Origin of the sequence: Streptomyces sp. AA4, from assembly GCF_000158875.1 — a bacterium.
Lineage (GTDB): Bacteria > Actinomycetota > Actinomycetes > Mycobacteriales > Pseudonocardiaceae > Amycolatopsis.
The window spans coordinates 6,604,890-6,631,374 of sequence record NZ_GG657746.1; the positions used below are offsets into that span (position 1 = coordinate 6,604,890).

Annotated in this window: 27 protein-coding genes; 12 read left to right on the plus strand and 15 right to left on the minus strand. The window is 69.7% G+C overall.

Annotation, left to right across the window (positions count from 1 at the left end; genetic code table 11):
• Nucleotides 1-4: 4 nt before the first annotated feature.
• The 5 genes from SSMG_RS29905 to SSMG_RS29920 form a co-directional block, all read right to left on the minus strand.
• Nucleotides 5-1,273, minus strand: a complete 1,269-nt coding sequence (locus SSMG_RS29905; protein WP_009082251.1) for a glycosyltransferase family 2 protein — start codon at nucleotides 1,271-1,273, stop codon at nucleotides 5-7.
• Nucleotides 1,270-1,443 (minus strand): hypothetical protein, encoded by a 174-nt coding sequence (locus SSMG_RS45690; protein ID WP_158688118.1) that lies wholly within the window; start codon nucleotides 1,441-1,443, stop codon nucleotides 1,270-1,272. The genes SSMG_RS29905 and SSMG_RS45690 overlap by 4 nt, the downstream gene beginning before the upstream one ends.
• Nucleotides 1,444-1,465: 22 nt before the next feature.
• Nucleotides 1,466-3,148, minus strand: a complete 1,683-nt coding sequence (locus SSMG_RS29910) for a DUF2334 domain-containing protein (protein ID WP_037715282.1) — start codon at nucleotides 3,146-3,148, stop codon at nucleotides 1,466-1,468.
• The gene (wecB, locus tag SSMG_RS29915) at nucleotides 3,145-4,338 is read right to left on the minus strand and encodes a non-hydrolyzing UDP-N-acetylglucosamine 2-epimerase (protein WP_037715284.1); all 1,194 of its coding nucleotides are present in this window, start codon (nucleotides 4,336-4,338) and stop codon (nucleotides 3,145-3,147) included. Before wecB ends, SSMG_RS29910 begins: the two co-directional genes overlap by 4 nt.
• A gap of 368 nt (nucleotides 4,339-4,706) precedes the next feature.
• Complete coding sequence (locus SSMG_RS29920) at nucleotides 4,707-5,192, minus strand: carboxymuconolactone decarboxylase family protein (RefSeq protein ID WP_037715286.1); 486 nt, start codon at nucleotides 5,190-5,192, stop codon at nucleotides 4,707-4,709.
• 124 nt (nucleotides 5,193-5,316) lie between these two features.
• Between SSMG_RS29920 and SSMG_RS29925 the strand changes: the two genes are divergently transcribed.
• The 4 genes from SSMG_RS29925 (at nucleotide 5,317) to SSMG_RS29940 (ending at nucleotide 9,171) form a co-directional block, all read left to right on the plus strand.
• Entirely contained in the window at nucleotides 5,317-6,636 is a 1,320-nt protein-coding gene (locus tag SSMG_RS29925) for a PLP-dependent aminotransferase family protein (RefSeq protein WP_086025005.1), read from the plus strand.
• Nucleotides 6,637-6,715: 79 nt separating this feature from the next.
• Nucleotides 6,716-6,892 carry a CsbD family protein gene (locus SSMG_RS29930; RefSeq protein ID WP_009082264.1) on the plus strand — a complete coding sequence of 59 codons (177 nt, stop codon included), beginning with the start codon at nucleotides 6,716-6,718 and terminating at the stop codon, nucleotides 6,890-6,892.
• A 116-nt stretch (nucleotides 6,893-7,008) separates the two neighbouring features.
• Nucleotides 7,009-7,617 (plus strand): TetR family transcriptional regulator, encoded by a 609-nt coding sequence (locus tag SSMG_RS29935; protein WP_009082265.1) that lies wholly within the window; start codon nucleotides 7,009-7,011, stop codon nucleotides 7,615-7,617.
• 18 nt (nucleotides 7,618-7,635) lie between these two features.
• Entirely contained in the window at nucleotides 7,636-9,171 is a 1,536-nt protein-coding gene (locus SSMG_RS29940; protein WP_009082267.1) for an FAD-dependent monooxygenase, read from the plus strand.
• Between the two features lie 292 nt (nucleotides 9,172-9,463).
• Here the strand turns inward: SSMG_RS29940 and SSMG_RS29945 are convergent, their stop codons facing one another.
• Nucleotides 9,464-10,300 carry a class I SAM-dependent methyltransferase gene (locus tag SSMG_RS29945; RefSeq protein WP_234392769.1) on the minus strand — a complete coding sequence of 279 codons (837 nt, stop codon included), beginning with the start codon at nucleotides 10,298-10,300 and terminating at the stop codon, nucleotides 9,464-9,466.
• Nucleotides 10,297-11,118 carry a class I SAM-dependent methyltransferase gene (locus SSMG_RS29950; RefSeq protein WP_009082270.1) on the minus strand — a complete coding sequence of 274 codons (822 nt, stop codon included), beginning with the start codon at nucleotides 11,116-11,118 and terminating at the stop codon, nucleotides 10,297-10,299. The genes SSMG_RS29945 and SSMG_RS29950 overlap by 4 nt, the downstream gene beginning before the upstream one ends.
• A gap of 36 nt (nucleotides 11,119-11,154) precedes the next feature.
• On the opposite strand from SSMG_RS29950, the gene SSMG_RS29955 reads away from it, so the two are divergent.
• Both SSMG_RS29955 and SSMG_RS29960 read left to right on the plus strand, forming a co-directional pair.
• Entirely contained in the window at nucleotides 11,155-12,585 is a 1,431-nt protein-coding gene (locus SSMG_RS29955) for an FGGY-family carbohydrate kinase (RefSeq protein WP_009082272.1), read from the plus strand.
• A gap of 13 nt (nucleotides 12,586-12,598) precedes the next feature.
• A complete protein-coding gene (locus SSMG_RS29960) occupies nucleotides 12,599-13,273 on the plus strand; it encodes a S9 family peptidase (protein ID WP_199786024.1) in 675 nt (224 codons plus the stop codon).
• A 243-nt stretch (nucleotides 13,274-13,516) separates the two neighbouring features.
• On the opposite strand, the gene SSMG_RS29965 is transcribed toward SSMG_RS29960, so the two are convergent.
• From SSMG_RS29965 to SSMG_RS29975, 3 genes are all read right to left on the minus strand, one after another.
• On the minus strand, nucleotides 13,517-14,221 hold the full coding sequence (locus SSMG_RS29965; RefSeq protein ID WP_009082275.1) for an anti-sigma factor: 705 nt from the start codon (nucleotides 14,219-14,221) through the stop codon (nucleotides 13,517-13,519).
• Complete coding sequence (locus SSMG_RS29970) at nucleotides 14,218-14,757, minus strand: sigma-70 family RNA polymerase sigma factor (protein WP_009082279.1); 540 nt, start codon at nucleotides 14,755-14,757, stop codon at nucleotides 14,218-14,220. Before SSMG_RS29970 ends, SSMG_RS29965 begins: the two co-directional genes overlap by 4 nt.
• A gap of 940 nt (nucleotides 14,758-15,697) precedes the next feature.
• Nucleotides 15,698-15,934: a hypothetical protein gene (locus SSMG_RS29975; protein ID WP_009082281.1), complete on the minus strand. Its 237-nt coding sequence runs from the start codon at nucleotides 15,932-15,934 to the stop codon at nucleotides 15,698-15,700.
• 128 nt (nucleotides 15,935-16,062) lie between these two features.
• On the opposite strand from SSMG_RS29975, the gene SSMG_RS29980 reads away from it, so the two are divergent.
• Nucleotides 16,063-16,947, plus strand: coding sequence for a DUF3800 domain-containing protein (locus SSMG_RS29980; RefSeq protein ID WP_063631976.1), 885 nt, complete (start codon nucleotides 16,063-16,065; stop codon nucleotides 16,945-16,947).
• Between the two features lie 104 nt (nucleotides 16,948-17,051).
• Here the strand turns inward: SSMG_RS29980 and SSMG_RS29985 are convergent, their stop codons facing one another.
• The gene (locus SSMG_RS29985) at nucleotides 17,052-17,471 is read right to left on the minus strand and encodes a DUF5709 domain-containing protein (RefSeq protein WP_009082285.1); all 420 of its coding nucleotides are present in this window, start codon (nucleotides 17,469-17,471) and stop codon (nucleotides 17,052-17,054) included.
• Nucleotides 17,472-17,542: 71 nt separating this feature from the next.
• On the opposite strand from SSMG_RS29985, the gene SSMG_RS29990 reads away from it, so the two are divergent.
• The 3 genes from SSMG_RS29990 to SSMG_RS30000 are packed head-to-tail and all read left to right on the plus strand — an operon-like array spanning nucleotide 17,543 to nucleotide 20,636.
• On the plus strand, nucleotides 17,543-18,616 hold the full coding sequence (locus tag SSMG_RS29990; protein WP_009082287.1) for a VanZ family protein: 1,074 nt from the start codon (nucleotides 17,543-17,545) through the stop codon (nucleotides 18,614-18,616).
• A gap of 50 nt (nucleotides 18,617-18,666) precedes the next feature.
• A complete protein-coding gene (locus SSMG_RS29995) occupies nucleotides 18,667-20,148 on the plus strand; it encodes an AlkA N-terminal domain-containing protein (protein ID WP_009082289.1) in 1,482 nt (493 codons plus the stop codon).
• Nucleotides 20,145-20,636, plus strand: coding sequence for a methylated-DNA--[protein]-cysteine S-methyltransferase (locus SSMG_RS30000; protein WP_037715289.1), 492 nt, complete (start codon nucleotides 20,145-20,147; stop codon nucleotides 20,634-20,636). Before SSMG_RS29995 ends, SSMG_RS30000 begins: the two co-directional genes overlap by 4 nt.
• Nucleotides 20,637-21,748: 1,112 nt before the next feature.
• On the opposite strand, the gene SSMG_RS30005 is transcribed toward SSMG_RS30000, so the two are convergent.
• Nucleotides 21,749-22,573, minus strand: coding sequence for an isocitrate lyase/phosphoenolpyruvate mutase family protein (locus SSMG_RS30005; protein ID WP_009082293.1), 825 nt, complete (start codon nucleotides 22,571-22,573; stop codon nucleotides 21,749-21,751).
• A gap of 86 nt (nucleotides 22,574-22,659) precedes the next feature.
• Complete coding sequence (locus tag SSMG_RS30010) at nucleotides 22,660-23,292, minus strand: peptide deformylase (RefSeq protein WP_100266931.1); 633 nt, start codon at nucleotides 23,290-23,292, stop codon at nucleotides 22,660-22,662.
• Between the two features lie 93 nt (nucleotides 23,293-23,385).
• Here SSMG_RS30010 and SSMG_RS30015 point away from each other — a divergent pair, with 93 nt between their 5' ends.
• Entirely contained in the window at nucleotides 23,386-24,582 is a 1,197-nt protein-coding gene (locus SSMG_RS30015) for a cysteine desulfurase-like protein (RefSeq protein ID WP_037715292.1), read from the plus strand.
• The gene (locus SSMG_RS30020; protein WP_009082298.1) at nucleotides 24,583-25,317 is read left to right on the plus strand and encodes an enoyl-CoA hydratase-related protein; all 735 of its coding nucleotides are present in this window, start codon (nucleotides 24,583-24,585) and stop codon (nucleotides 25,315-25,317) included.
• Here SSMG_RS30020 and SSMG_RS30025 read toward each other — a convergent pair.
• The gene (locus SSMG_RS30025; protein WP_234392770.1) at nucleotides 25,314-25,829 is read right to left on the minus strand and encodes a TetR/AcrR family transcriptional regulator; all 516 of its coding nucleotides are present in this window, start codon (nucleotides 25,827-25,829) and stop codon (nucleotides 25,314-25,316) included. The two genes, SSMG_RS30020 and SSMG_RS30025, sit on opposite strands and share 4 nt — an antisense overlap.
• Nucleotides 25,762-26,355, minus strand: a complete 594-nt coding sequence (locus SSMG_RS47305; RefSeq protein ID WP_234392771.1) for a GNAT family N-acetyltransferase — start codon at nucleotides 26,353-26,355, stop codon at nucleotides 25,762-25,764. The genes SSMG_RS30025 and SSMG_RS47305 overlap by 68 nt, the downstream gene beginning before the upstream one ends.
• Nucleotides 26,356-26,485: the final 130 nt, after the last annotated feature.

A 26,485-nucleotide genomic window follows, 5' to 3' on the forward strand; every position in this document is an offset into this window, starting at 1 on the left:
ACGGTCAGGCTGGCAACTCGGCCAGCCTTTCCGTTTTCGCCCACACGTTCCGCTTCAACACGATCCGGAACACTGCCCGCCACGTCGCCAGCACGCCGAGCAGCAGGAACGCCGGGTAACACAGTCCGGCCAGCAACGCCCGGCGCAAGGGTTCGTCGCGCAGCCGGACAAAGTAGACGATCGCCCACATGATTCCAGGCAGCAGCAACGCGGCGAGCCACCACGCCACCGCCTGCGACAGGTTCCCGGTCTCCGCGACCAGACCGCCGAACGAGTTCCCGGTCAGCAACGCTACCGGCACAATCACCAGCAGCGCCGCGGCCAGCAACGACAGCGGAACCGTCAGCCACGGCACGACGAGATAGACCAGGAAATCGAACAACCCGGTACCGGCAATGAAGCGCGAGGTCGCGAGACTGCGCAAATGCCGGGAGCACTGGAGATTTCCCTGCGCCCAGCGGGTCCGCTGCCGCAGCAGACGCCGCGTGTCCTCCAGCCCCTGCTGGGTCACCCAAGCCCGCTGCGTGTACCGGATCCGCACCCCGGCCAAGTGCAACCGCAGGCCCAATTCAAGATCCTCGACCAGACAGTCGCTCCACGGAGCCGGCGCGAACTTCCGTAGCACCGACAGTCGCGTGAACTGCCCGTTTCCGCCCATCCCGACGCTGCCGAGCACATCGCGCAACGACTGCGAAGCATCCGCGATCGCGCCAAACTCCAAGTCCTGCAACAAGGCCAGCAACCGGTGTCTATTGTGGATCCTAACGCGACACTGCACCGCACCGACGCCCCGGCTGCGCAGCATCGCCGCCACTTCCGCAAGCAGCCCCGCACTACCGCGCCCGTCACCGTCAATGATGCCCACGACGGTCTGCGACACCGTGCCCTCTCGCTCGGCAATGGCGTCGATGTAGCGATAACCCGCGTTCAGCGCTTCGCCCTTGCCCTGCCGCGCCTGCGGCAAGTCACGCCGCAAAACATGCAGGCGATCATCGGCAATGCCCGCGACGATTTCCGGCGTGGCGTCATCGGATCCGTCATCGATGACCAGCACTCGCACCGGCGTTTCCGGAGTGCCCAGCCGTAATGCGTTCCGCACCGTGTTGGCGATAACGCGTTCTTCGTTCAGCGCCGGAATGACAATCCAGAACAGCAACGGGCGCGACGATCGTTCTGCCGCGGGCCGAGGCGCGCGCCAGGCGAAGGCCGCCAGCACCAGGTTGTGCACCGGCCACCAGCACAGCAGCAGCACGAACCACCACGGCTGCGTCATGCCGCGTGCCGGCCCCGGGAACCGCTGGCACGCAGCCGAACCGAACGGACGGTGAACGCCATCGCGACGAACCCGACCACGGACAGGACAACCCACAGCACGCCGTGGAACGGCGCGACACCGATCGCGGCGGCGGAAACGACCGCAGGAGCGACCCGGGTGACAGACATTTCTTTTCCTTCCAGAAGAAACTCAAGCAGCAACGGCAGCCGGAGACACGAAGCGATAGCCGAGACCTTCGATGCCTTCGACCACCTTCTTGAGATCGCCGATGCCAAGAAACGGGTGATAGTAGAAACTGACGACACTGTCGGTCACCACGCGATGGGTTTTCGCGTCGGCCAGGATGTCGTCGGCGGTGCGGGCAGCGTGCTGGTTGAACTTGGCTGGAGCCACGTTCCCGACGTTCTCCGGAACCACGACAGTCCCGTAGACGTCGCGCACCGGGTACGGGAAGAACTGGCCGTATACCTCGCGATACGACACGTCAGTCCGTCCACATTGGCCACCATCGCACTGTCCGGCGTAGTAGCTGCCCCGGTCGTACCGCGTCGGGAAGATCCGGCCGGCCTCCTGATAGTCCACAGCGGACCCGCCGTAATGCGGAAACTCGAACGCGTCCGGCCGCGGCAACCCGACCCGGTCGAACTCGGCGAGACCGGTCGCGATCCGACCGCGGAACCACTCCGGTGAATCCTCCGGAACCGGGCCGCTGAGCCGTACGTTGTCCTGATGGTCGACGGTTGCGCGGTAGAACTCGTAATCCGCGCCGCTGGTTCCCGAGTACGGGTTCGCCGTATCGCCGGACTGGTGACTGTAGCCGTGCATCACCAAGGTTCCGCCCCGGGACAGGGCATCCCGCAGTGCCGCAACGAGTTCCGGACTGTCCACCAGTCGCGCGAACGTCGGCTTGCCGCCATTCGCTTCCCCGCGCGGATCCGCGTAATACGGGTACACCGCCAGCGAGAACGGCACCCCGTGCCCGCTGAGGTAGTCGGTGATCGCCCGGACTTCAGCAGGCGGCGTGCGCGGACCAATGTCCTCGATCCGCACGAGCGCACGACGACGTTCCGGAGCGTCCGGCGCGAGCACGCCGAGGAGAATGTCCGCAGCCGCCAGGTAACGGTCACCCGCACCGACATAGGAATACGGCACTTCGGCAAGGTAGGTGAATGATCCACTGTGGACCGCCCACGGCGATGCCACGTCCTCGGCAGACTTCGCCTGCGCCAACACCTTCGCCTTGGGCGAGGTCACCCGCACTCCCACGACATCGACACCAGCATTGGGGTCGCGCCGCAGGTCAGTGTCCCGATAGGACACTGTCGTGACTTTGTCCTCCCAGAACGGAGCCCACGTCCAACCCCATTTCCCGGCGAGCGACGGAGTGTGGTCGAACAGCTGCCAGATGTTGCTGCCCATCCACACCACCGGCAACCGGGTCCGGCTCAGGTCCTCCAGCAGCGCGGGCGGCAACTGCGCGTCATAGACCGTGCCGACATACACCACCGCCTGGTACTCGTTCAGCTCGCCGCTTCGGTAATCCGCGGCGGGCAGCATTCGCCAAGCGGTGGAGCGGGAAACCAGGTTCGCCGTCTGGATCGCGTTGGCCTGGGCCTCCTCGGCGACCTGCGTCGCGGGCGGACTCGGCCGCAACCGCCGCCCGTCGTCGAAGAGCACCAACGTGCGCCGGTCGTTCCGCCCACCGGGACCGGCCAGGCCGATCTTCGGCTGCCGCAGAACCGGTTCGATCGGAGAAGCCGCTTCCGAGCCGGTGCCGTCGTCCGAGGCCACCACGACGATCCCGCCCACCAGGCTGACCACCGCGACCACAATGATCCCGAGTCGCAACCACGCCGGGAAACGGTGGTTCACTGCACGACCTCAGCCTGCTCCGGGACAAATGGCTCCGGTGCTTCCGCGGTCAAGCCGAGCAACCGGGCCACCGCTTGTTCGGTGCGCGCCGCGGCCCGGCCGTCGCCGAACGGATTGGCGCGCGTGCTCATCGCCGCCCGCTGGGCCGGATCGCTCAGCAATCTCGACGCTGTGTCCACGATGAGGTCGGTGTCCGTGCCGACGAGCAGCGCACAACCGGCGTTGACGGCTTCCATCCGTTCCGTCGTGTCCCGGAGCACCAGCACCGGCACCTTGAACGTGGGCGCTTCCTCTTGAATACCACCGGAATCGGACAGCACGAGCGAACTCGCCGCGATCGCCGCCGCGGTCTGTTCGTACGGCAACGCCGGAGTGAGCACCGCGCGCGGGTGGTCGGCCAGCGCTTCGAGCACCGCCTCCTGCACCGCCGGGTTCGGGTGCATCGGCAGCAGCACGCGCACGTCCGGATGCCGCGCCAGCAGAGTGTCCACAGCGGACAGAATGCGCGTCAGCGGCTCGCCCCAGGACTCGCGACGATGTGCGGTCACCAGAACCAACCGGCACTCGCCGCGCGTCGCCGACTCGACCACGTCGGCGACCGCACTGTCGGCAAAGGACACTCCGCGGTCGGTGACCCGGGAAATCGCGTCCACCACAGTGTTTCCGGTGACCAGAAGAACGCTGTCGTCGATGCTCTCCGCACGCAGATTCTGCGCGGCCGCCGGAGTCGGGGCCAGGTGCAGGCTCGCAGCCTGGGTAACGAGCCGCCGATTCAGCTCCTCCGGGAACGGCGACTGTAAATCGAACGAGCGCAGCCCGGCTTCCAGGTGCACCACGGGAATTTTGCGCCAGAACGCGACCAGCGCACCGGCCACAGTGGACGTCGTGTCGCCCTGCACGAGCACTGCCGCGGGCGGGCGCTGCGCAGCGAGCGCGTCGAGACCGGTGACGAGCTGCGAGAACAGCTCAGGCTGGCCGCCGTCGACCCGATTCAGGGCGAGCCGCAAATCCGGGGCCAGCGAGAACGCGGCGAGCACCTGGTCGACCAGCTCCGGATGCTGCCCGGTCGCGACGAGCACCGGCTCCAGCCGTCCGGCTCGGCGCATCTCCTGCACGACCGGCGCCATTTTGATCGCCTCCGGCCGGGTGCCGGCGATCAGCCAGACCACCGGTGCGTCACCCCGGGTCATCACGGAACTCCATTTCAGCGAGAGCGGACGCGATCCGAAACTTTCTCAGGATCGCGCCGACCACGCTAACTACGGTTCCCGGCCCCGGCCTCACCCTCGCGGGTAAAACTCACCGTCAGTAGTCGCCGTCACAAGCCGTCAAGAAGACACCAAACCCCTGTTACCTGGCACTTAAATATCCTCTTGCCCCGCGATAACCGCGTGCACCAGGCGGCGCCGATACGCTAGGTAATCACGCTGCATCGGTTAAGTGACCGAACACGGAAAAGGGTGCCCGAAACTGCGGGCACCCTTTTTTCCCTTCCGCGGTCAAACCGACGGTATGGCCCGCCCGCGATCCTGCTCACACAGCGGTCCAGACCACTGGCTCAGTGCTTCCCCGGAACGTATTCGCCGGGCACCATCCGCGTCGTGACCGCGAACCGGTTCCACGCGTTGATCACCGTGATCGTCGCGATCAGCTGAGCCAATTCGGCTTCCTCGAACTGCTCGGCCGCGCGAGCGAAGACCTCATCGGGCACGAAGCCGTCGGTGAGCACGGTGACCGCTTCGGTCAGCTCCAGCGCGGCGACCTCCTTCGCGGTGTAGAAGTGCTTCGACTCCTGCCACGCGGAGAGCTGGATGATCCGCTCAGTCGTCTCGCCCGCGGCCAACGCGTCCTTCGAGTGCATGTCGATGCAGAAGGCACAGTGATTGAGCTGCGATGCCCGGATCAACACCAGGTGCCGCAGCGTCGGGTCGAGGCCGTGCCGGGTCGCGGCGTCGAGACGGATCATCGCCTTGTACGCCTCGGGGGCCAGTTCGGCCATCGTGAGCCGGGGCGGTTGCACCGGAAGTCGTTCAGTAGTGGTCATAGTTTCGACACTACGAGCGATTGGCACTCTGTTATGGTCCATTTCCGTGCGCGCGGAGTGGGCCAGTTCGCTGAGTGAAGACCTCCACCTCGACCTGCGCGGGCCTCGCCTGCGCGACGGCCTGATGGAGGCCCTGCGCGACGCCATCCGCACCGGACGACTCTCACCGGGCGCGAAACTGCCGTCCAGCCGGACGCTTGGCGCGGATCTCGGAATCGCGCGGAACACCGTGGCGCAAGCGTATGCGGAACTGGTCGCCGAAGGCTGGCTCACCGCCCGGCAAGGCGGGGCAACCCGGGTTGCCCCGCGCGCTGAGATCGCGCCCGCCCCGGCCGTGCCGAAGCCTGCGTCGCGCCACCGGATCGTGCACGACCTTCGCCCCGGCCAACCCGACCTGTCCGCGTTTCCGCGCGCAGACTGGCTTAAAGCCGCGCGCCGCGCCCTGACCGACGCGCCCGACGACGCGTTCGGCTACGGCGGTCCGTACGGCCGTCCAGAGTTACGCGAAGCCGTCGCCGCGTACCTCGCCCGTACGCGCGGCGTACGCGCGCACCCGGACCAGATCATGCTCTCGACAGGTACGTCGCACAGTCTCATCGTGCTCGCTGAAGTACTGAAGCAACGTGAAACCCGAGCAGTCGCCGTCGAGTCGTACGGTCTGCAGGTACATCGCGCGCATCTCGCCAAAGTCGGCCTAGCCACCCCGCAGTTGCCCGTGGACGCCGACGGCGCGCGGGTCGAGCGCCTCAACGACCTGTCCGACGTCGGCGCGGTACTGCTGACGCCGTCGCACCAGTTCCCCACCGGCGTCGCCCTGCATCCGGATCGCCGCGCGGCGGTGGTGGACTGGGCGCGCCGGACCGGCGGACTGGTGCTGGAGGACGACTACGACGGCGAGTTCCGTTACGACCGCAGCCCGGTCGGCGCGATGCAGGGTCTCGACCCGGAGCACGTGATTTACCTTGGCACCACAAGCAAAGCGCTCGCGCCGGGCGTACGGCTGGGCTGGATGGCGCTGCCGCCGCGGATCGCCAGGGAAGCCGCGGAGGTCAAGGGGGAACGCGACCCGTTCTCCGGCGTGCTCGACCAGCTCACCATGGCCGAATTCATCACTTCGGGTAGTTACGACCGGCACATCCGCGCGATGCGGCTGCATTACCGCCGCCGGCGCGACCAGCTCGTCGCGGCGCTGGCCGAACACGCGCCGAACACACGGGTGACCGGCCTGTCCGCCGGCTTGCAGGTGCTCGTGGACGTCCCGTCCGGCGAGGAAGACGCGGTGGTGCAGGGGTCCGCGTGGCAAGGGCTGGCCATGCACGGACTCGGTGCGTTCCGGCATCCCGAGGCACCCGCGGACCGCGACGCGCTGGTGATCGGCTTCAGCACCCCGTCGGCGAGCGCGTGGTCGGGCGCGCTGGCGGCGCTGTGCCGGGTGCTGCCCTAGCCGGCCGTGCGCATGAGCGCGTTTGGCACCCGGCAGAGCGGGTAGCCGAAGTGCGAGGCACGAGAAGGGAGGACCCATCGTGAACGACAAAGCCGAGAACAAGGCCGAAGAGCTCAAGGGTCGCGCCAAGGAAGCCGTCGGCAACGCCACGGACAACGAGCAGTGGCAGGCCGAAGGCAAGGCGGAGCAGGGCAAGGGCAACCTGAAGCAGGCTGCCGAGAAGGTGAAGGACGCCTTCAAGAGCACCAAGGACTGACCGGAGACGGCAGCGCAGAAGCCCGGGGCGAACGTGCCCCGGGCTTCTTCTTGTCCCTAAACTTGCGCAACGCGCAAAGTTTGCGTGTCACGCAAGCAGCGCGCTATGGTGGTTTCATGACCGAGCGACCGAACCTGCGAGACCGCCGCCGCCAAGAGACCCGGATCGACATCTCCTGGGCGGCGATCCGGCTCACAGTCGAGCGCGGTCTGTCGAACGTGACAATCGAGGACATCGCCCGCGAAGCGGGAGTTTCGCCGCGCACCGTCAACAACTACTTCTCCAGCAAAGCCGAAGCGATCGTCGCGCGACACCAGGACCGGGCTCGCGGAATCGCCGATCACCTCCGCGAACGCCCGGCGTCGGAGCCGCTGTGGACCGCGCTGCGGGAGGCGTCGCTCATGCAGCTCGACGCCGACCGCGGCACTTCGCCCGGCAGCGGCAACGATCCACAATGGACGGCCGGGGTCCAGGTCATGATCGCCGAACCCGCGCTGGCGGGCGAATTCCTCAAAGCCAATGTCGCGGCCGAAGAAGCACTGGCCGAGGCGATCGCGGAACGCCTCGGCGCGGACGTCCACGATCTCCGCGTCCAGCTCACCGCCACCACCGCCGGCGGCGTGCTGCGCGCAGTCATCCAGGAATGGCTGCGCGCCGACCCGCCCGCCGACATGACCGTCATCGTGCACCGGGCGTTCGACACCCTCGCCGAGGTGCTTCCCTGATCCCGCAAGGAGATCCCCATGTCCGAAATCGTCATCGCGGGCGCCGGGCCGAACGGCCTGATGCTCGCCGCCGAACTCTGCCTCGCCGGGGTCCGCCCCGTCGTCCTGGAGCGGCTCGCCGAACCTGACGGCGTGCGCCGCGCCAACGGTCTCGTCGGCCAAGTCGTGCCGCTGCTGCACCGGCGCGGGCTGTTCGAGAGACTCGCCGGAATCCCCGAACCCACGCCCGTGCCGCAGTTCGCCTTCGGCGCGTTCCCGGTCGAATTCGCCGACCTGCCCCGAAATCCGATGTACATCCTGCCGAAGCCGCAGCACGAGCTGGAGCAGATGCTGATCGAGCACGTCCGCGCGCTCGGCGCCGATCTCCGCCGCGGGCACGAAATCACCGGCTTCGCCCAGGACGAGAACTCGGTGACCGTACGGGTGCAGGGACCCGAAGGGCCCTACGAGATCGCCGCTCAGTACCTAGTCGGCGCGGACGGCGGACGCAGCACGGTGCGCAAGCTCGCCGGGATCGATTTCCCCGGCGTCACGTGGGACGAAACGGTGTCCCGCAGCGCGAATGTCCGCCTGCCGCAATCCTTTGTCGATCCGGTGACCGGCGGGCTGAAGCTGGAGACCGGAGTTCTCGCGCCGTTCCAGCACCACCGCACGGAAACCGGGGTGTTCGTGTTCGCGCCGTTCGACCCGGCGAACCCGACGCTGTCGGTCAGCGAACACAGCGGCGCCGCCGATTTCGCCGACGACGATCCGTTGACGATGGAAGAACTGCGCGCGAGCGTCCGACGGGTCCTCGGGGTCGACCTTCCCCTCGAACCGCCGTCCGGCCCCGGCCCGTTCCTGCTCCGCAGGCTGAGCGGCGGCAACACCCGGATCGCCGAAACGTACCGGCGCGGCCGGATCCTGCTGGTCGGCGACGCGGCCCACGTCCATTCCGCGATCGGCGGTCCCGGGCTCAACCTCGGGCTGCAGGACGCGGCGAACCTGGCGTGGAAGCTCGCCGCGGAGGTGCAGGGCTGGGCTCCGCCGGGACTCCTCGACAGCTACGAGGCCGAACGCCGCCCGGTGAGCGAACGCGTCGTGATGCACACCCAGGCGCAGAGCGCGCTCGTCGCGCCCGGGCCGGAAGTGACCGCACTGCGCGAACTCTTCGGCGAACTGCTCGCCTCCCCGGACGCGCGGCAGCACGTCGCCGACCTGATGTCCGGCGCGGACATCCACTACGGCACCGACCCGAACAGCGGCCGCTGGGCTCCCGACCTGCCGCTTGCCGATCCGGCCCCGCTGACCGCCGCGTACCAGGCCGCGCGCCCGGTACTGCTGGACCTGACGCCCGGTGCCGTCCTCGCCGACACGGCCGCGCCCTGGGCGGACCGGGTGACCACCGTGTCCACCACCGCCACTGGCGACGCACCCACGGCGCTGCTCATCCGCCCGGACGGTTACGTCGCCTGGTCCTCCACCGACGCCGAGCCAGACGTCGAGGAACTTCGGGCCGCTCTCACCCGGTGGTTCGGCGCCCCGGTCCGGTCGGCCGTGTCGTCGCCATGCTGACGCCCGCGGCGCGGGTGCGTGCCTGGCCCGCCCTGTACGAAGCCGCGCCCCCGGCATTACCTGCACGCCATGGTTCGGCGAGCCGGTCAGGTCAGCCGCGTCGCCACACTGACCCGCGCGGCCCGACTCGACCCCGGACCCGCCGTGTGCCAAGCCAAACACCCCCGGCAGCACCTGCACCCCACGGTTCGGCGAGCCGGTCAGCTCAACCGCGTCGCCACACTGACGCGCGCGGCCCAGGCCTCACCGCGCACCCCGGCGCGGGCTGGCTCGTCGCGGTCCAGCGCACCCGTCAGATCAGCCGCGTCGTCGCCACGTTGACCCGCACCCCGGCTGGCAGCGTGCCGTCCGGGGCCACCAGCGACCGGGACGCCACCTTGAAGGCGGTCCGCAGTCCCATCAGCTGCGTCTCGTCCAGGGCGTCGACCTGGTAGTAGGTGTCGTGGCACGTCTGCCAGACCGCGTCCGGGGTGCCGGACAGGTCCACGTGCAGCTGGTGCCATCCGACCGGCGCGAACCCGGCCGGGCCGAGCAGGGCGTCCAGGCCTTCGCGGGTGCGGGTGCGCCGGTCGCCGGACATCGGTACCTGCCGGTCCTCGGGCACCACCGCGAAGAGCGGCCGGGCGACCTTCAGGAACACCTCCAGGGCGTCGGTCCCGCCGCCGCCCACACCGAGCACGAAGGCGCCGCCGGGCCGCAGCACGCGGGCGGTCTCGGCGAGCACCTTCTCGACGTCGGACATGAGCATCAACGCCATGTGCGAAACGACCGCGTCGTAGCTGTCGTCCTCGAACGGCAGCTCCTGCGCGCGACCCGGCCGCAGGTCCGCGTCGGCGAGGCCCGGCCGGGTGCGCGCGATCTCCAGCTGTTTGGCGGAAAGGTCGATGCCAGCGAGCTTTCCGGTACCGCGACCGGCGAGCACGGACAGCAGCGCGCCGTCCCCGCACCCGAGGTCGAGCACGCTGCCCGGCTGGCCGACGTGGTCGGCGAACGCCTCGTACACCGAGCGTCCGTCGACCCGGCCCCGTTCGGCCAGTTCGGACGCGGCTGCCGGGTTCCGGTCGTGAAAATCGCGGAGGAACTCTTCGGCGGGCGTCATCATGCCCGAGACGGTAGCGCGAACGGTCACTTCAGCAGCTCGGTTTTCGCGAGGTTGACGCACAGCCCCGCCGGAAGCCGGCCGTCCGCGGTCCGCAGGTGCTCGGTTTCGGCGAGGAAAGCCGAGCGCAGGCGGGCCAGCTGAGCGTCGTCGAGGGTGTCGGTCGAGTAATACGATTCACAGCACCGCGTCCACACCTCGTCCGGCGCGGCGGTCAGGTCGATCTCGTACGGTTCCCAGGAAACCGGCGCGAACCCGGCCGGAGCGAGCACCTCGTCGATGCCGTCGCGCTTCGACGTGCGCCGCTCGGCGGTGTAGGTGGCCTGGCGTTCTTCCGGCACCTCCCGGAACAGCGGCCGGGCCAGTTCCAGGAACACCGGCGTCGCGCCGGTCGATTCGGGGCCACCGACGACCATCGCGAAAGTTCCGCGCGGAATCAGCACCCGCGCGATCTCGGCGACGACCGTCTCGGGGCTGTCCATGAGCATGAACGCCATGTGCGACACGACCGCGTCGTAACTGTCGTCCTCGAACGGCAATTCCTGCGCCCGCCCATGCCGCAACTCCGCACCGGGCAGTTCAGGCCGTTGCCGGGCAAGGGTGAGCTGCCCCGAAGACAGATCGACGCCAGCCAGCTTCTCCGCCCCGCGCCGCGCGAAAACCGCCAGCAACGCGCCGTCGCCGCAGCCGACATCGAGCACCCGGCGCGCGGGCGCGACCCGATCGGCGAGGAACTCGTAACTCGTGCGGCCGTCCCCGGTCACCCGGCCGGACTCGATCAGCACGGACATCGCGTCCGGTTTGCGATCGTGGTACTCGCGCAGGTAATTCTCCGCGGCGGAGGTCATGGCCCGACGGTAGCGAATTCCTGGTACCCCTGTGGCATGGACGAAGAAGCTCTGCTCGGCATCGACGTCGGCACGACCGCGGTGAAAGTCGCGGCGTTCGCGCCGGACGGCCGGGAACTCGCGGCGCACTCGGTGCCCTACCCGATCGCGCGTCCGCGCCCCGGCTGGGCCGAACAGGATCCGGAAGACTGGTGGCGCGCAACGGAAACCGCGCTGCGGACCGTCCTTTCCGGACTCCCCGCCGGTTCGGTGCGCGCGGCCGGGATCGTCAGCCAGGTCAACACGCATCTCCTCGTCGGCCAAGACCTGCGGCCGCTCACCCCGGCGGTAATCTGGCAGGACCAGCGCTGCGCGGAGATCGCCGCGGACCTCGACGCCCGCTTCACCGACGACGCCAAAAAACGCATCTGGGGCGGCCCGATCGTGCTCGATGCGTCGTTCGCCGGCGCCCGAGCCGCGTGGTTCGCCCGCGAGCAGCCGGAGCTGTGGTCCCGGGCCCGCTGGATGCTGAGCCCCAAGGACTTCATCGGCGCGCGGCTCACCGGCCGAGTCGCGACCGACCTGCTCTCCGGCGTACGCATCGCGGGCGAGTCCGGTTATCTGCCCGAAGCGGTGGCCCTCGTGGACGGACTCGGCGACCGGCTGCCGGAACTGCTCGCCCCCGAAGAACCCCTCGGCCGCTCCGATGCGTTGGGCGACGCCCCGGTCGTCGTCGGAACCATGGACGCGTTCGGCGCCGTTTTCGGCACCCGCACCACAGAACCGGGCCGTGCGATGGTCACCTGCGGGACGTCGCTGGTAGTCGCCGCCGCGTCGCACCGGCAGGAATCGGTCCGCGGCTTGGTCACCTTCCCGCCCCGCGGCGACCTGGTCGTCCATGCCGGACCAACCCAGGCTGCGGGCGACGCAGTGCGCTGGTGGAGCCGAGTGTCGGGACTGTCCGTGCCGGAGGTGTTCGCGTCCGCCGCGGAAGGCAGGCCCGGCGTGGTCTTCCTGCCGCACCTGCAAGGCGAACGCGCGCCGCTGTGGGATCCGGACCTGCGCGGCAGTTTTCTCGGACTGACCTCGTCAACCACCACCGCGGACCTGTCGCGTGCCGTCCTGACCGGAGTCGCGTTCTCCGCGCGGCACGTGCTGGAAACCGTCGAGGAAGCCTGCGGCGAGCCGCTCCCGTCGGTGACGTTCTCCGGCGGCGGCGCCCGCAGCGACCTCTGGACCCAGCTCCACGCCGACGCGCTGTCCCGCCCCGTCGAACGCCTCCGCGTGCACGACAGCGCCGCACTCGGCGCCGCCCTGCTGGGTGCCGTCGGCGCGGGCCGTTACCCAGACGTCGAAACCGCCGCGGCCTCGACCGTCGCCGTCGAGCGAACCTTCACCCCCGAAACCGACCTGACCGGCCTGTACGAGGCGTATCGCGCGGCACACGAAGGGCTCGCAAGAGTGCACGAACGGCTGGCGCGATGGTGATCTAATGGCCCGCATGGAAACCCTCCGCTACGGCAGCGAGCCCAGCCAGTTCGTCGAACTCCACGGGACCCCGGGCGGGCGGGGCACCGCGATCCTGCTGCACGGCGGCTGGTGGCGCGCCCGGCACGACCTGCACCAGCTCGACCCGATGGCCGCCGACCTGGTCGCCGCGGGCTGGTACGTGGCGAACGTCGAATACCGGCGCATCGACGGCGACACCGGCGGCTGGCCGCAAACCCTGGACGACGTGCGGGCCGCGATCGCCGCCGTAGCGCGTCCGGCCGCGCTTCCGACAGTCGCGATCGGACACTCCGCGGGCGGTCACCTGGCACTGCTGGCCGGCGGCGAACTCTCCGGCGTCGTGGCACTGGCCCCGATCACCGACGTCCCGCGCGCCCGCGCCGAGGAACTGGGCGAAGGCGCCGCCGGACTGTTCCTGACCGGCGACGACCCCGCGGCGTCGCCGATCCGCCAGCTCCCCATCGGCTGCCCGCAACTGGTCGTGCAGGGCGACGCCGACGTCCGAGTCCCGGTCGAGCACAGCCGCGACTACGTGGCCGCAGCGAAGGCAGCTGGTGACGAAGTGGACTACGTCGAGCTTCCCGGCGTCGACCACTTCCGCCTGATCGACCCGGCGGACGAGCCCTGGGAGCCCGCCCGAGCCTGGCTCGACCGGCGATTCAGCTGACGTCCGCCCTGGCGAACCCGGTGCCCGGCGGTGTTCTCGATGACCACCGTCGCCACCTGCGCCGGATCAACACCGCCGTCCGTAGAGGCGCACGCCCTCCCGAGCCGCCCGCGACCTGGTCCGACCGTGGTTCAGCTGACATCCGCCTCAACAAACCGACGCCCGGCAGTGTTCTCGGCTACCACCGCCGTCTCGTAGAGCACACGCCCTCCCGAGCCGTCCGCGCCTAGCCCGACCCGCGATTCAGCTGACATCCGCCTCCACAAACCGATGCCCAGCCGTGTTCTCGATAACCACCGCGGCCACCTGCGCCGGGTCGACCACCGCTGTCCCGTAGAGATACGCGCCGTCCCGAGCCGCCCGTTCCGAGACCAGCCAGCCGCCCGCGACCTGGCGCTCGCCGTTCTTGCCGAGGACGACGAGGAGGCATTTCTCGCCAGCCGGAATCCCGGTCACCGAACCGTCCACACGCACCCACCCGGTTTGCGGCACGATGTTCGCGGTCAGCCGGGTCTTGCCGCTGGCGTCCGTGCCGGAAACGACCTTCGTGCCGGGAACCGCGCTGGTCGGCGGCGGCGTGGTCGGCACCGCGACCGCGGGCCCGGACGAACCGCGCCCCACCAGCACCCCGACGCCCAGCGCGGCCGCGGCCACCACGATCGCGGCCGCGATCGCCATCGACCGTCCCCGGCCGGCCCGCGCGCGCGACTCCGCGCGAACCTGGTCGACGGTCCGCTGCATCACCAGGTCCGCCCCCACCGGCGGCCCGTCCAGCAACGCCTCCGGCGGCAGCTCCCCGAGGAAACTCTGCACCTCCCGCAGAGAAGCGGCCTCGGCCCGGCACCGCTCGCACCCGTCCAGATGCGCTTCGACGTCGCGCTGCTCGCCCGAGCCGAGCTGGCCGGTCAGGTATCCCGCCAGGTCGACGTGTTCGTCAGCGGTGTTCATCCGGCCACCCCTTCCGCTCGCCGGAACTCTTCGCGCAACGCCCGCAACCCGTAGTACGAGCGGGACTTGACCGTGCCCGGGGGAATCCCGAGCCGCTCGGCGGCTTCCGCGACGCTGCGCCCCTGCAGATACATCTGCTCGAGCACCTCGCGATGCTCCGGAGAAAGCCCGTCGAGCGCGGCGAGCACGACCATCGAGTCCACGACCTGATCGGCATGATCCCGCTCGACCGGCCCGCCCGCCGCCGACTCGGCCACCTCCTGCGGCCGCGCCTCCTTCGCCCGGAACCGGTCGATCACGAGGTTCCGCACCACGGTCAGCAACCATCCGCGCACCGATCCGCGCCCGTTGACCAGGCTGTCCGGACTGCGCCACGCGCGGACGAGCGCCTCCTGCACCACGTCCTCGGCCGCCGCGCGATCGCCGAGCAGCCGGGTGGCGTAGGCGAGCATCGCCCGCCCGTGCTCCTCGAAAAGCGCGCGGACCAGCGCCTCGTCCGCAACCGCCCGCCGGTGACGGGCCCTGAACCCGGCCATGCCCCGATCATCCCCCCGATCGGTGCCGATTGTCCCGCGGCGCGGGTGTGTTGCTTTCCGCCCGACGGTCTTGCTGCTTCGTGCTCGGCCGTCGCCGCTGATCCTCGCCCCGATCGGTGCCGACTGTCCCGCGCCGCGGGGGTGTTGCTTCCCACCAGCGCTTCGCCCGCTCGGCGCTCCGCCCTCCCGGCCGATTCTCTCGCGCCAGATGCCGTGCCCCGCTATCCCTCGGAGCACCGATCGCCGGGCCGATCGCCGCGGTGGCGTCATAGCTCGCGTGCTCCTTTCGTGCTGGGCTGTTGCTGGGGCCGCTCCCCCGATCGGTGCAGCTCCCAGGCCTGCGGCCGCACCCGTCCCTCGCCGGACGCCGCTTCCCCGATCGATACCCGCCCACCAGCGTGGTTCCGCCGACACGATCGGGGAACGCACCGCCTGCGAGCCCGTGACCTGGGCTAAGTTCGTACTTGATCCAGCCGGAAGGCTTGCTCACCAGGTCGGCGCACGCCGGTGCCGTGCACTGGGATCACCGCTCCGGCCGCCCGACCGCCCTGGAGCCGCCGGGAGCGCTGCGCACACCGCCCTCCCGGCGGCTCCGGGGCATCTTGGGGCCGTCTCGCGCCAGCACCCGGGCCGCGCCGACGAGTGTCCACGTCCGCTTCAGGTCCGTCTCCACGCCTCGGGACGGAGCGGCGATCGGGCACCAACCAGCGCATCCTGGCAGCTCTCGCCCGCCGTGCGCCTGAACCTTCGCGACCAGCAGTCATCGCGTCAGGGCAACTCCCACCTCATCCGGGCAACCCTCGCTGACGCCACGACACGGAATCTCGCCTCGCCGAGTCTCCGGCCGAAGCGATGCCGCCGCACCGAGTCGGAGCAAAACCCGCCGGAAGCCCGCGAGCAACAGCGGCAGACAATCGTGTGTCAATCGTCCACAAAGGACTCAAGCGGCCGCCGCGCCGAGGTCGGTCAGCACTACCGGGCTCGCCGGCGCGCCCCGGCGGCGCGCGATTCTCACCAGTCCCCGGCGGCGAAGGCGGTCCATCGCCTGCGTTTCCCACAGCGGGACCCGCCCGCCGACCGACCACAGGTAGCACTCCCCGGCGAATCCGTTGTGGATCACCACCAAGCCGCGCCGGACGTCGTCCAGTGCGTGTACGTCCTCCTCGACGAGCACCATGACCGGCTCCCTCCGTCCCCTTCATGGTGAAACGTCCGGGGCCTCCGGCACATCCGGGAATCCACCTCAGGGGTTCCCTGGAGAAAAGGGGTCGCCCTCGCCGCGCCGACCTGGCAGGATGGGGCTTTGTGCGGCCGCCGGAGATCGCGTGCGACGAGTCCGGTTCCGAGGGCGTGAACCTGATCGGCGCGAACACCGCGGTATTCGCGCACGCCGCCGTCCGGCTGGATCCTGCCGCCGCTGCGGAATGCGTTGCGCGGCTGCGGGAACTCATCGGTTCGCCCGCGCTCGAGTACAAGGCCAACCATCTCCTGCGCGCCAAAAACCGCGCCGCGCTGGAGTGGCTGCTCACCGAACCTCTCGCCGGCGCCGCGAGCGTGCTGCTCGTCGACAAAGCTCTTTTCCTGGCGGGCAAAATCGTCGACCTGCTCGTCGACCAGACCCCCTACCCGGAGTGCCTGCGACGCCGTCCGGACGCTCGCGCCCGAGCCCTGCACCAAGATGGCCCGCGCATCCACGGAACCCGCCGCTGGACCGAATTCCTGCGCTCGTTCACCGGACTGCTGCGTACCTCGAACCGCCGGCTCCCCGCGACCACGCCCGCCGGATTCTTCGCCCAGACGGACGTCCTCGGCGAGCTGGTCGCGGCGCGCCCGCATCTGACCGCGCTGCGCGACGAACTCCTCGCCGACCCGGGGCTCGTCTCGCCGATCGACCCGCTGATGCCCGCTCTCGCCGACACGATCGCGTTCTGGCGTCCGGAAACGGTCGTCCACGACGAGCAGCCGTCGCTCACCCCGGCGCGGCTCGCCCAACTGCTCGATCCGGTGCCGCGCTGGCGATTCGTCGACTCGCGGTCCGAACCTCGGGTCCAGATCGCCGATTTCCTGGCCGGAGTCGCCCGGCGGCTGACCGAGGAAACCCTGCACGGCGGCGGGGACCCCGAACTGGTCAAACTGCTGCGGCCGTATGTGCTTCCGGCGTCGGTGTGGATCGGGGATCCGGCGGACTAGGCACCTGCGCAACAGGTACCCAGGTCACTGCCGCGCTTTCCCGCGAACGCGGGCGTTGATCGGCACCCCGCACGGGAAGTACCGCAACGACTGGCTTGACGCAGTCACCAATCCCGCGGGTTGACGACGTGCACCGCGGCTTCCTCCGCCGACGCCGCGCCGCCGTCGATGCCGATGTCCGAGGCGTACAAATCGTCCTCGGTGTCCGGGCCGAAGCCCGCGTTGGTGGCCACCAGGCGGCCCGCGCGGAAGTCGCCGACCTCGTCGTCGACGAGTTCGCCGTCGGTGTCGTCGGTGTCGCCGAGCCCGTCGCCGTCGGTCGCCCGGATGTCCGGGAGTTCGCGGGCCAGTCTGCCCTCCCAGCTTTCCCCGGCGGCTTCCTCGGAGGCCGTGGTGCCCCAGTCGCGAGTCGCGAGTGGACGTTCCGGCGGCGAGTAACCCTCGTCGTAAGGGTCGCCCTCCTCCAGGGTGTCCTCGGGATCCAGCACGCCGGTGTCGGCGTTGTCTTCGATGTCGTCGTCCACTGCTCCTCCTTTCCGCGTGCTCAGGTTACTTCCGCCCGCTAGCCTGTGCGCGCACGCCGGGTGGAGGAACGATGACTCAGTGGAGCGGTCCCACGCTGATCGCCGTGTTCGCCGGGTTCGGGCTGGCGTTCGTTTTGGTGGTGCCGTATGTCGCGATCAGCTATCGCAAACGCGGCGAACTCGGCCTGCTGCGCGCGATCGCCGCGCCGGCCTTCCTCGTTTACTGCTTCGCGCTGGTCACCTACACGCTGCTGCCGCTGCCGAACATCGACGCGGCGTATTGCGCGACGCACGAAGCGCTGCGGCACCCGGTGTGGAATCCGCTCCAGTTCCTGGAAGACATGAAGCAGTTCAACACCGGCCTGCTGGATAATCCGGCGCTGCGCCAGGTGTTGTTCAACGTCGCATTCTTCGTGCCGTGGGGCGTGTTCCTGCGGCGATTGTTCGGGCGGAGCATCGGTTTCGCGATCGTCAGCGGGTTCTTCGTGTCGCTCGCCATCGAGACGACCCAGCTGACCGGCGTGTGGTTCCTGATGGAGTGCCCGTACCGGCTGTTCGACACCGGCGACCTGCTGTCCAACACCGTCGGCGCGGGGGTCGGCGCGCTTCTCGCGCCCGTGCTGCGCCGTTCGGGACGGCTGCGTCCGGCCGACGAACCGCGTCCGGTCCTCGCCCGGCGACGGCTGCTGGGCATGGTGCTCGACCTGATCTCGGTCACGCTGGTGGGCGTCGTGCTGAGCATGATCGCGCTCGTGGTGCAGTACGTCACCAAGGGCACGCTGCAGAACAACACGCTGATCGACGACGTCCTCGGCCGGTGGGTGCCCACCGCGGTTCTCCTGCTGCTCGTACCGCTGGCGGGCAACGGCGCGACGCCCGGTCAGCGCGCGGTTCTGCTGACGATGGTGCGCGCGGACGGACGGCCGCCGTCAGTGCTGCAGTCGATCGTCCGGTTCCTCGTCGGTTCGGGCGGCTACTTCATCCTGGTCGGCTTGGACTCCGGATGGACGTCGCTGTGGTTGCTGGCGCATCTGGTGTTCCTGGTCTTCACGCGGGGACATCGCGGCCTGACCGGGCTGGTCTGCGGGTTGTCCGTCGTCGACACGCGGGCGGTCGATCGGGAGCCGGTCGCCCCTCCAGGGTGATGTCGTTTTTTCGCGAGGTTTCGCGTGCGCGACGGGGCAGACTGGTCGGCGTGTACGAGGAGACGGAACGCTGTATCCGCGCGGTGCAGTCGAAGGACGACCGGTTCGACGGGTGGTTCTTCACGGCGGTGCTGACCACGGGGATTTACTGCCGGCCGAGCTGCCCGGTGGTGCCGCCCAAGGTCGAGAACATGCGCTTCTACCCGAGCGCGGCCGCCGCGCAGGCCGCCGGTTTCCGTGCCTGCAAACGCTGCCGGCCCGACGCGTCGCCCGGTTCGCCGCTGTGGAACGAACGCGCCGACGTCGTGGCGCGCGCGATGCGGCTGATCGGCGACGGGGTCGTCGACCGGGAAGGCGTGCAGGGCTTGGCTGCGCGGCTGGGGTACAGCGTCCGGCAGGTCGAACGCCAGGTGCAGGCCGAACTGGGCGCGGGCCCGCTCGCCCTCGCCCGGGCCCAGCGCGCCGAGACCGCCCGGTTGCTGATCGAAACCACCGCGATGCCGATGAGCGACATCGCGCACGCCGCTGGGTTCTCCAGCATCCGAACGTTCAACGAAACCGTGCGGGCCGTCTTCGCCCTGACGCCGAGCGAGTTGCGCTCCCGGGTCCGCGGCGGCAAGCGGACCAAGTCGCCGGGTGTGCTGTCGCTGCGCCTCCCGTTCCGTCGGCCGCTCTGCCCGGACAACCTTTTCGGGCACCTGATCGCCACCGCGGTCCCGGGCGTCGAGGAATGGCGCGACGGCGCTTACCGCCGCACCCTGCGCCTTCCGCACGGCCACGGCGTGGTGTCGCTCCGCCCGGAGCCGGACCACGTCGCGTGCCGCTTGAGCCTGACCGACTTGCGCGACCTGGCCGCCGCGATCAGCCGTTGCCGCTGGCTCCTGGACCTGGATGCCGACCCAGTGGCCGTCGACGAGCAACTCGCCGCGGACCCGACCCTCGCTCCCCTGGTCGCCGCCGCTCCCGGCAGACGCGTCCCGCGCACGACCGACGCAGCCGAGTTCGCCGTGCGAGCCGTCCTCGGCCAGCAGGTCTCGACCGCCGCCGCCCGCACCCACGCAGCACGCCTGGCCCTGGCGCACGGCACCCCGATCGAGGACCGCGAAGGCGGCCTGACGCACCTGTTCCCGTCGCCCGAGGCGCTGGCGAACCTGGACCCGGAAACGCTGGCGATGCCGAAGTCCCGCCGCGCGACCCTGCTCGGTCTCGTCTCGGCCCTGGTCTCCGGCGACGTCGACCTGACCGCAGGCGGCGATTGGCTCCACGCCCGCGCGCAACTGGCCGCGCTGCCGGGTTTCGGACCGTGGACGGTGGAGAGCATCGCCATGCGCGCCCTCGGCGATCCGGACGCCTTCGTCGCGACTGACCTAGGTGTGAAGATCGCCGCCGAAACCCTAGGCCTGCCAACGAGTCCCGCCGCCCTGATCGCACACGCCAAGCGGTGGCAGCCATGGCGCGCGTACGCGGTCCAGCACCTCTGGGCGACCGGCGACCACCCGATCAACCGGATTCCCGCGGAGGAATCCGCATGACCGTGGTGCACACCGTCATCGACAGCCCCGAGGGCCCGCTAACCCTCATGGCCCGCGATGGCGGTCTGGCCGGTTTGTACATCGGCGCGGAGCAGTACCGCCCGCCGCGCGCCGCCTTCGGCGACCGAGACGACCGCCCGTTCGCTGCGGCGATTCGTCAGCTGAACGAGTACTTCGCCGGAGACCGGGTCGAGTTCGACCTTCCGTTAGCGTTCAGTGGCACTCCTTTCCAAGAGACGGTGTGGCGGGCACTGCTACAGATCCCGTACGGCGAGACGACGACCTACCGAGAACTGGCCGAGTCGATCGGCCGCCCGACGGCGTCCCGTGCGGTCGGCCTCGCGAACGGCCGGAACCCCATCGGCATCGTGGTGCCGTGCCACCGGGTGCTGGGAAGCAACGGATCGCTGACCGGCTACGCGGCTGGGGTGGAGTGCAAGCGGAGATTGCTGGAGCTGGAACGGGGTTGGCGGTTGGCTGTGGGGTAAGCCGGGCTGGAGTCGGGGGGTGGCTGCGGGGTGAGTTGGGCTGGGGTCGGCAGTTCCGGGCGCTCGGGTTGGCTCTGGCTCGTGGCGGAGGGGCTGGGCGAACCCCGGCCGGAGCGGGACAGGTTGACCGGGCGGGCTCAGGCCGACGCGAAGCGAGCCAGTCGAGCACACCCGAGCCGGAACTGAACGGGCTGACCGGGCGAGCCCGGGCCGCAACTAGGCGAGCCGACCGAGCACATCCGAGTCAGAGCGGAACGGGCTGACCGGGCGGACTCAGACCGCAGCGAGGCAAGTCAGTCGAGCACACCCAGCCGGAGCGGAACGGGCTGACTGAACCGAGACCCGAGCCACGCGACTCGACCTGCACAGGCCCAAGCCGGAGCGAGGCAAGCCGACCAAGCACATCCCCAGCCAGAACGGAATGAGCTGACCGAACCGAGACCTGGGCCAAGCGACTCGACCTGCACAGGCCCAAGCCAGACCGAGGCAAGCCGATTGCCCGGCTGAAGGCGGACAGGGACGGGCTGGCTCCGGCCAGGGTGGGGCGAGTCGACCAGGCGAACCCAAATCGACGCGGGATGAGTCGGACTTGTTCGGCGGTCGTTCAGGAAGCGCCTCTGACCAGACTGGGCGGTCTGCGCGCTCAGACCGATAGCGGTTGGCTCGGTCCGGGCCAGATGAGCTGGCTCGGATCGAGGTCAAGCCAGCACGCCACCTTGGCTCGCCTGCTCGGTTCGCCTCGCCTCCACGCCTCTACTGCGCGGCTCGCCCACCTCACTTCACGGCTTGTCCTTCCCTCTGCACGGCTCGCCTACCTCACACCACGACTCGCCCTGTCACACGCTTCAGCCGTTGCACGGCTCGTCCACTCACACCACGACTCGCCCTATCCCACGCTTCACTTCGTTGCCCAGTCCTCCACGCTCGCCTGGCGGCCAGAGCGGCTCGACCTCAAGTTCGCGTCCGGCCGTCGCCGCCATCTCCAATCGCAACCCGGGCCGCCCCGCTTCGGCACGTCCCGCAAAGGCGCGGGCGATAGGAATCGCCGCCCCGCGAAGCCCGGCCGCGAAGCCCGGCCGCGAAGTCGTTCTGCCGCAGCAACAACCGGGATCTCAGTTGAACCAGCCGTTTACCGTTCCGAAGTCCAGTGCGCCGATCACCTCCCCGTAGGTGCCCTGCTTCAGGACCTCGGCCGCCGCGTGGTGGGCCAGGGAGTAGGCGGCCTGGGCGATCGACGTGCCTACGCTCACGCGGCGTACGCCCGCCGCTGCCAGGTCGGATACGGGGGGTGCGCCGGGCCCGGCCATGGCGCTTACCGGGATCGGCGAGGACTTCGCCAGTTCCGCGAGGACCTCGACGTCCACCAGGCCGGGGACGAAGATGCTGTCCGCTCCGGCGTCGGCGTAGACGCGGGCTCGGGTCAGGACGTCGTCGAAGCGGCCGGAAGGCTCGCCGATTCCGAAGAGGTACACGTCTGTCCGGGCGTTGATCCACAGCTCCGACAGACCGGCCGTCGCCGCGGCGGCTCGGGCCGCGGTGAAGCGTTCTGCCTGTTCGTCGGGGGTGAAGAGGGTGACGGTTCCGGCGCGGGAGTCTTCCAGGTTCACGCCTACCGCGCCCGCCTCGACTACGCCTTTCACGGTTTCGGCCACGGCTGACGGAGCTGAGCCGTAGCCGCCTTCTACGTCGGCCGTTACCGGGACTTCTACGGCTGCGGCGATCTGGGCGATCACCCCCAGCATCTCCGCGCGGGAAAGATGCTGTCCGTCGCCTCGGGCCAAGGCCCAGGAAACGCCTCCGCTGGTGGTGGCGATCGCGGGGGCGCCGGCGCGTTCGATGGCGACCGCGCTGCCCGCGTCCCAGGCGTTCGGCAGCACGAGGACGTCCGTCGCGTGCAGGTCGCGGAAGAGTTTTGCCTTGTCTTGCAACGAGTTCATGAGGTTCCTCCCCAGTGGCGGGCCCCGGTCGGGGCGACTGCGGAGGAACGTATCAGCGGCCACCGACAAAACCGGGGCCGAGAGAATCAGGGCAGGTCGAAGCCCAGTTCGCGGGCGGCCTCGGCGGGGGTCGGCTGGGTCCAGCGGCGGGCGACGGCCTCGTGGGTGGACAGCGAGCGCAGTTCGGCTCGGTCCAGGTACAGGACACCGTGCAGATGGTCCGTTTCGTGCTGGACGATTCGCGCTGGCCAGCCGGACAATTCCTCGTCCAGGGACGCGCCGGTTTCGTCCGAGCCGCGAAGCCGGATCCGCAGGGCTCGCGCGACGACGGCCTGCCAGCCGCGCACGCTGAGGCAGCCCTCGAAGAACGCGGCGGTTTCGTCGCCCACTCGGGTGTACGTCGGGTTCACCAGCACGCGGAACGGCAGCGGGACGATCCCGCGGGTGGCGAGCGTGGATTCGGCAACGCCGGGACGTTCGCGGGCGCCGTCCTCGACGACCGCGATCCGGACCGACAGTCCGATCTGCGGCGCGGCGAGGCCGACGCCGGGCGCGGCGTGCATGGTTTCCTTCATGCCCTCGATCAGCGCGGACAGCGTGTCGTCGCTCAGTTCGCCCTCGTACGGCCGGGCGGCGGCGCGCAGCACGGGGTCGCCTGCCTGCACGATCGGCCACGGCAACGGCTGGGCGAGCAGCTTCTCGACCTGTTCGGCAAGCACCAGCGAACCCCTCTCCAAGGGCAACGGGACAGCGGCATGATCGCACCCGCGCGGAGCACGACACTCGCCCGGGGATCAGGCAAGCTGGCAGCCGTGGCCTACGACGTGAACGCGATCCGCAAGCACTTTCCCGCGCTCGAGAACGGCGCTGCCCACTTCGACGGACCGGGTGGTTCCCAGGTCCCGGACGTGGTCGGCGAAGCAGTGTCCTCGACCCTCTGCGCCGCCATCGCGAACCGCGGCGCCGTCACGGCGGCGGAGCGCCGCGCGGACGGCGTCGTGCGCGAAGCTCGGCAAGCCGTCGCTGACCTGCTCGGCGCGCGTCCGGAGGGCGTCGTGTTCGGGCGCAGCATGACCCAGGTGACCTACGACTTCTCCCGCACGCTCGCGAAGAACTGGGGCCCGGGCGACGAGGTCGTGGTCACCCGGCTCGACCACGACGCCAACGTCCGGCCGTGGATCCAAGCGGCCGAAGCGCGCGGCGCGACTGTTCGCTGGGCGGACTTCGATCCGGAAACGGGCGAGTTGCCGACGTCTTCCATCACAGAACTGCTCACTGACCGGACGCGGCTGGTCGCGGTCACCGCGGCTTCCAACCTGCTGGGGACGCGTCCCGACATCCCCGCGATTACCGACGCGGTGCGCGAAGCAGGCGCGCTGAGCTACGTGGACGGCGTGCATCTGACGCCGCACGCTCCGGTCGACATCGCCGCTTTGGGTGCGGACTTCTACGCCTGCTCGCCGTACAAGTTCCTCGGACCGCACCTCGGCCTTCTCGCCGCCGCGCCGGATCTCCTGGAGACGCTGCAGCCCGACAAGCTGCTGCCGTCAAGCAACGCCGTTCCGGAGCGCTTCGAGCTGGGCACGTTGCCGTACGAGCTTCTCGCGGGCACTACTGCAGCTATCGATTTCCTCGCGGGGCTTGTGCCGAGTGAGGGCAGTCGTCGCGAACGCTTACGTACGTCGCTTACCGCGCTGGAAGAGCACGAAGACGCGCTGCTACAGCGTCTGGACGACGGGCTCGCCGCACTGCCACGCGTTGTGCGCTACGGCTCACCGACGCGTCGCCGTACGCCGACAGTGTTGTTCTCCGTCACCGGCCTGGCGCCGCAGGCGGTGTACGAGCGTCTCGGCGAGCGCGGGATCAACGCGCCCGCTTCGACGTTCTACGCCATCGAGTGCGCGCGGCACCTCGGTCTTGGCGACACTGGTGCCGTACGCGCTGGCATCGCGCCGTACACGACTGCAGCGGAAGTCGATCTGCTGCTCGCTGCTGTTGCGGAGCTGTGAATGACCATCGAGACGACTGTCGACGGACAGGTCACCACCATCACCATCAACCGGCCGGAGAAGCGGAACGCGCTCACGAAGGCGATGTACGTCGCCCTCGCGGACGCCTTCGACGCTGTTCGCACGCCGATCGCCGTACTGCGCGGAGCTGGCGGCGCGTTCACCGCGGGCAACGACCTCGGTGACTTCCTCGCGCATGAAGCCGGTGACCGCACGAAGACGCCCGCGCGGGTCTTTCAGGAGGCGTTGCTCGCGACGGAGGCGGTGGTGGTCGCGTCGGTCGACGGTCCCGCTGTCGGTATCGGCGCGACCCTGTTGCTGCACTGCGACCTCGTCTACGCGACGGAGCGCAGCTACTTGCAGTTCCCCTTCGTCCCGTTGGGGCTGGTGCCGGAGTTCGGCAGCAGTTACGCACTGCCGCGCCGAGTCGGTCCACAGCGCGCGACGGAGCTGCTGCTGTTCGGAGAGCGACTGCCTGCGCTCGAAGCAGCGCAACTCGGGTTGGTCAACGAAGTGCTCCCCGACGAGACAGCGCTCAGTAAGCGCGTCTCGGAACGCGTTGCGACCCTCGCCGAACGGTCGGTGCGCGCGGTGACGGTAACGCGTGCGTTGTTGCACGACCGCACCGACGAGAGCGTCGAACAGCGAATGGAGTCGGAGTCCAAGCACTTCGCCGAACTGCTGCACGACGCGGACACGGTGGCCACGTTGCGTGCGAAGCTCGACAGGCGTTAGCGACGACGGCGCTTGTCTACCGCAGCGTCGAGAACTGGACCTAGCTCCTCGACGACGGTGTCGAGCGCCGTCACCGCACGCTCCACGCGCGCCAGCACGATGGCTCCTTCAAGCGCGCTGATCATCAGCACCGCCAACGAAGCAGCGCGCGCCGCCGGTACGCCCATCTGCTGCAGCGCGGACACGATGGGCTTCCGCCACTCCACGAACGCGTCGTTCGCACGCTCTCGCAACGGCTCGCTCGACGCCGCTGTGTCGGCAACTGTGGCTACTAACGGACAGCCGTAGTCGTAGCCGATCTCGAGGAACTCTGCGCGCCAGTACTCGACTACCGCGGCGAAGAGCGCGGACGGCGTCGGGTCCGCGAGCGCATCCATGGCGCGCGTGACGCGGCGCGCGGCGTAACGGCCGGTCCAGTCGATGGCCTCGCCGAACAGCTGTTCCTTACCGCCCGGGAAGTAGTGCTGCAGCGATCCCCGCGGCGCTTCGGCATGCGCCACTACCTCGCGCATCCCGGTGCCGCTCAAGCCCTGCGTACGCAGCAACTGCGCAGCGCTGTAGACCATCCGGTCGCGCGCCGGCCGTTCCGTCATCGAGCGTCTCCTCCGTGACCGTCAGCTCGTACTCGTTCTCGCCGCAGTACCCCGGGACGAAGCGGAAGCCGCACGCCCGCAGCAATCCTTCCGCAGCGACGTTGCCCTCCTGCACGGTGGCGTGCAGTTTCCAGCCTCGCCACCGCTCCGCGGCCAGTTCGATCAGGCCGCGTCCGATACCCCGCCGCTGCCACGGGTCGGCGACGAGCAGCCCCAGTTCGACGCGGCGGCCGTCTTCCGGGACCGCGTTCAGCAGCCCGGCCGGCGCGCCCGCGACCTCGGCGACGAGCGCGGTGCCGGCGAGGAGGAACCGCTGATAGCGGGACAGGACCGCCTCCGGTTCGATCGGGCCGCCGAGAGTGAACCGGCGGCTCAGCGATTCCGGCGAGCAGGCGCGGACGAGGTCGGCCGCGGAACCGGCGGTGGCCGGTCGGACGGCTGTCATGACAGTTGTCATAACCGGAGGGTGGCACACCGCCGTGGCTATGACAAGCGTCATGGGCGATGTCACGCTGCCGACACGGCTCACACGGGCCGCGGGTCCCGGGACCGGCGGACGGCCACCGGTTTCGGGC

Bases quoted from the DNA above. Each gene is read 5' to 3' on its own strand.
- SSMG_RS29950 (WP_009082270.1), bottom strand. From the start codon at position 11,118: ATGACCTCCGCCGCGGAGAATTACCTGCGCGAGTACCACGATCGCAAA.
- SSMG_RS29970 (WP_009082279.1), bottom strand. From the start codon at position 14,757: ATGGCCGGGTTCAGGGCCCGTCACCGGCGGGCGGTTGCGGACGAGGCG.
- SSMG_RS29965 (WP_009082275.1), bottom strand. From the start codon at position 14,221: ATGAACACCGCTGACGAACACGTCGACCTGGCGGGATACCTGACCGGC.
- SSMG_RS30000 (WP_037715289.1), top strand. From the start codon at position 20,145: ATGACCGTGGTGCACACCGTCATCGACAGCCCCGAGGGCCCGCTAACC.
- SSMG_RS45690 (WP_158688118.1), bottom strand. From the start codon at position 1,443: ATGTCTGTCACCCGGGTCGCTCCTGCGGTCGTTTCCGCCGCCGCGATC.
- SSMG_RS29960 (WP_199786024.1), top strand. From the start codon at position 12,599: ATGGAAACCCTCCGCTACGGCAGCGAGCCCAGCCAGTTCGTCGAACTC.
- SSMG_RS29935 (WP_009082265.1), top strand. From the start codon at position 7,009: ATGACCGAGCGACCGAACCTGCGAGACCGCCGCCGCCAAGAGACCCGG.
- SSMG_RS47305 (WP_234392771.1), bottom strand. From the start codon at position 26,355: ATGACAGCCGTCCGACCGGCCACCGCCGGTTCCGCGGCCGACCTCGTC.
- SSMG_RS29975 (WP_009082281.1), bottom strand. From the start codon at position 15,934: ATGGTGCTCGTCGAGGAGGACGTACACGCACTGGACGACGTCCGGCGC.
- SSMG_RS29905 (WP_009082251.1), bottom strand. From the start codon at position 1,273: ATGACGCAGCCGTGGTGGTTCGTGCTGCTGCTGTGCTGGTGGCCGGTG.
- SSMG_RS29955 (WP_009082272.1), top strand. From the start codon at position 11,155: ATGGACGAAGAAGCTCTGCTCGGCATCGACGTCGGCACGACCGCGGTG.
- SSMG_RS30025 (WP_234392770.1), bottom strand. From the start codon at position 25,829: ATGCGCGAGGTAGTGGCGCATGCCGAAGCGCCGCGGGGATCGCTGCAG.
- SSMG_RS30020 (WP_009082298.1), top strand. From the start codon at position 24,583: ATGACCATCGAGACGACTGTCGACGGACAGGTCACCACCATCACCATC.
- SSMG_RS30005 (WP_009082293.1), bottom strand. From the start codon at position 22,573: ATGAACTCGTTGCAAGACAAGGCAAAACTCTTCCGCGACCTGCACGCG.
- SSMG_RS29990 (WP_009082287.1), top strand. From the start codon at position 17,543: ATGACTCAGTGGAGCGGTCCCACGCTGATCGCCGTGTTCGCCGGGTTC.
- SSMG_RS29940 (WP_009082267.1), top strand. From the start codon at position 7,636: ATGTCCGAAATCGTCATCGCGGGCGCCGGGCCGAACGGCCTGATGCTC.
- SSMG_RS29920 (WP_037715286.1), bottom strand. From the start codon at position 5,192: ATGACCACTACTGAACGACTTCCGGTGCAACCGCCCCGGCTCACGATG.
- SSMG_RS29925 (WP_086025005.1), top strand. From the start codon at position 5,317: ATGGAGGCCCTGCGCGACGCCATCCGCACCGGACGACTCTCACCGGGC.
- wecB (WP_037715284.1), bottom strand. From the start codon at position 4,338: ATGACCCGGGGTGACGCACCGGTGGTCTGGCTGATCGCCGGCACCCGG.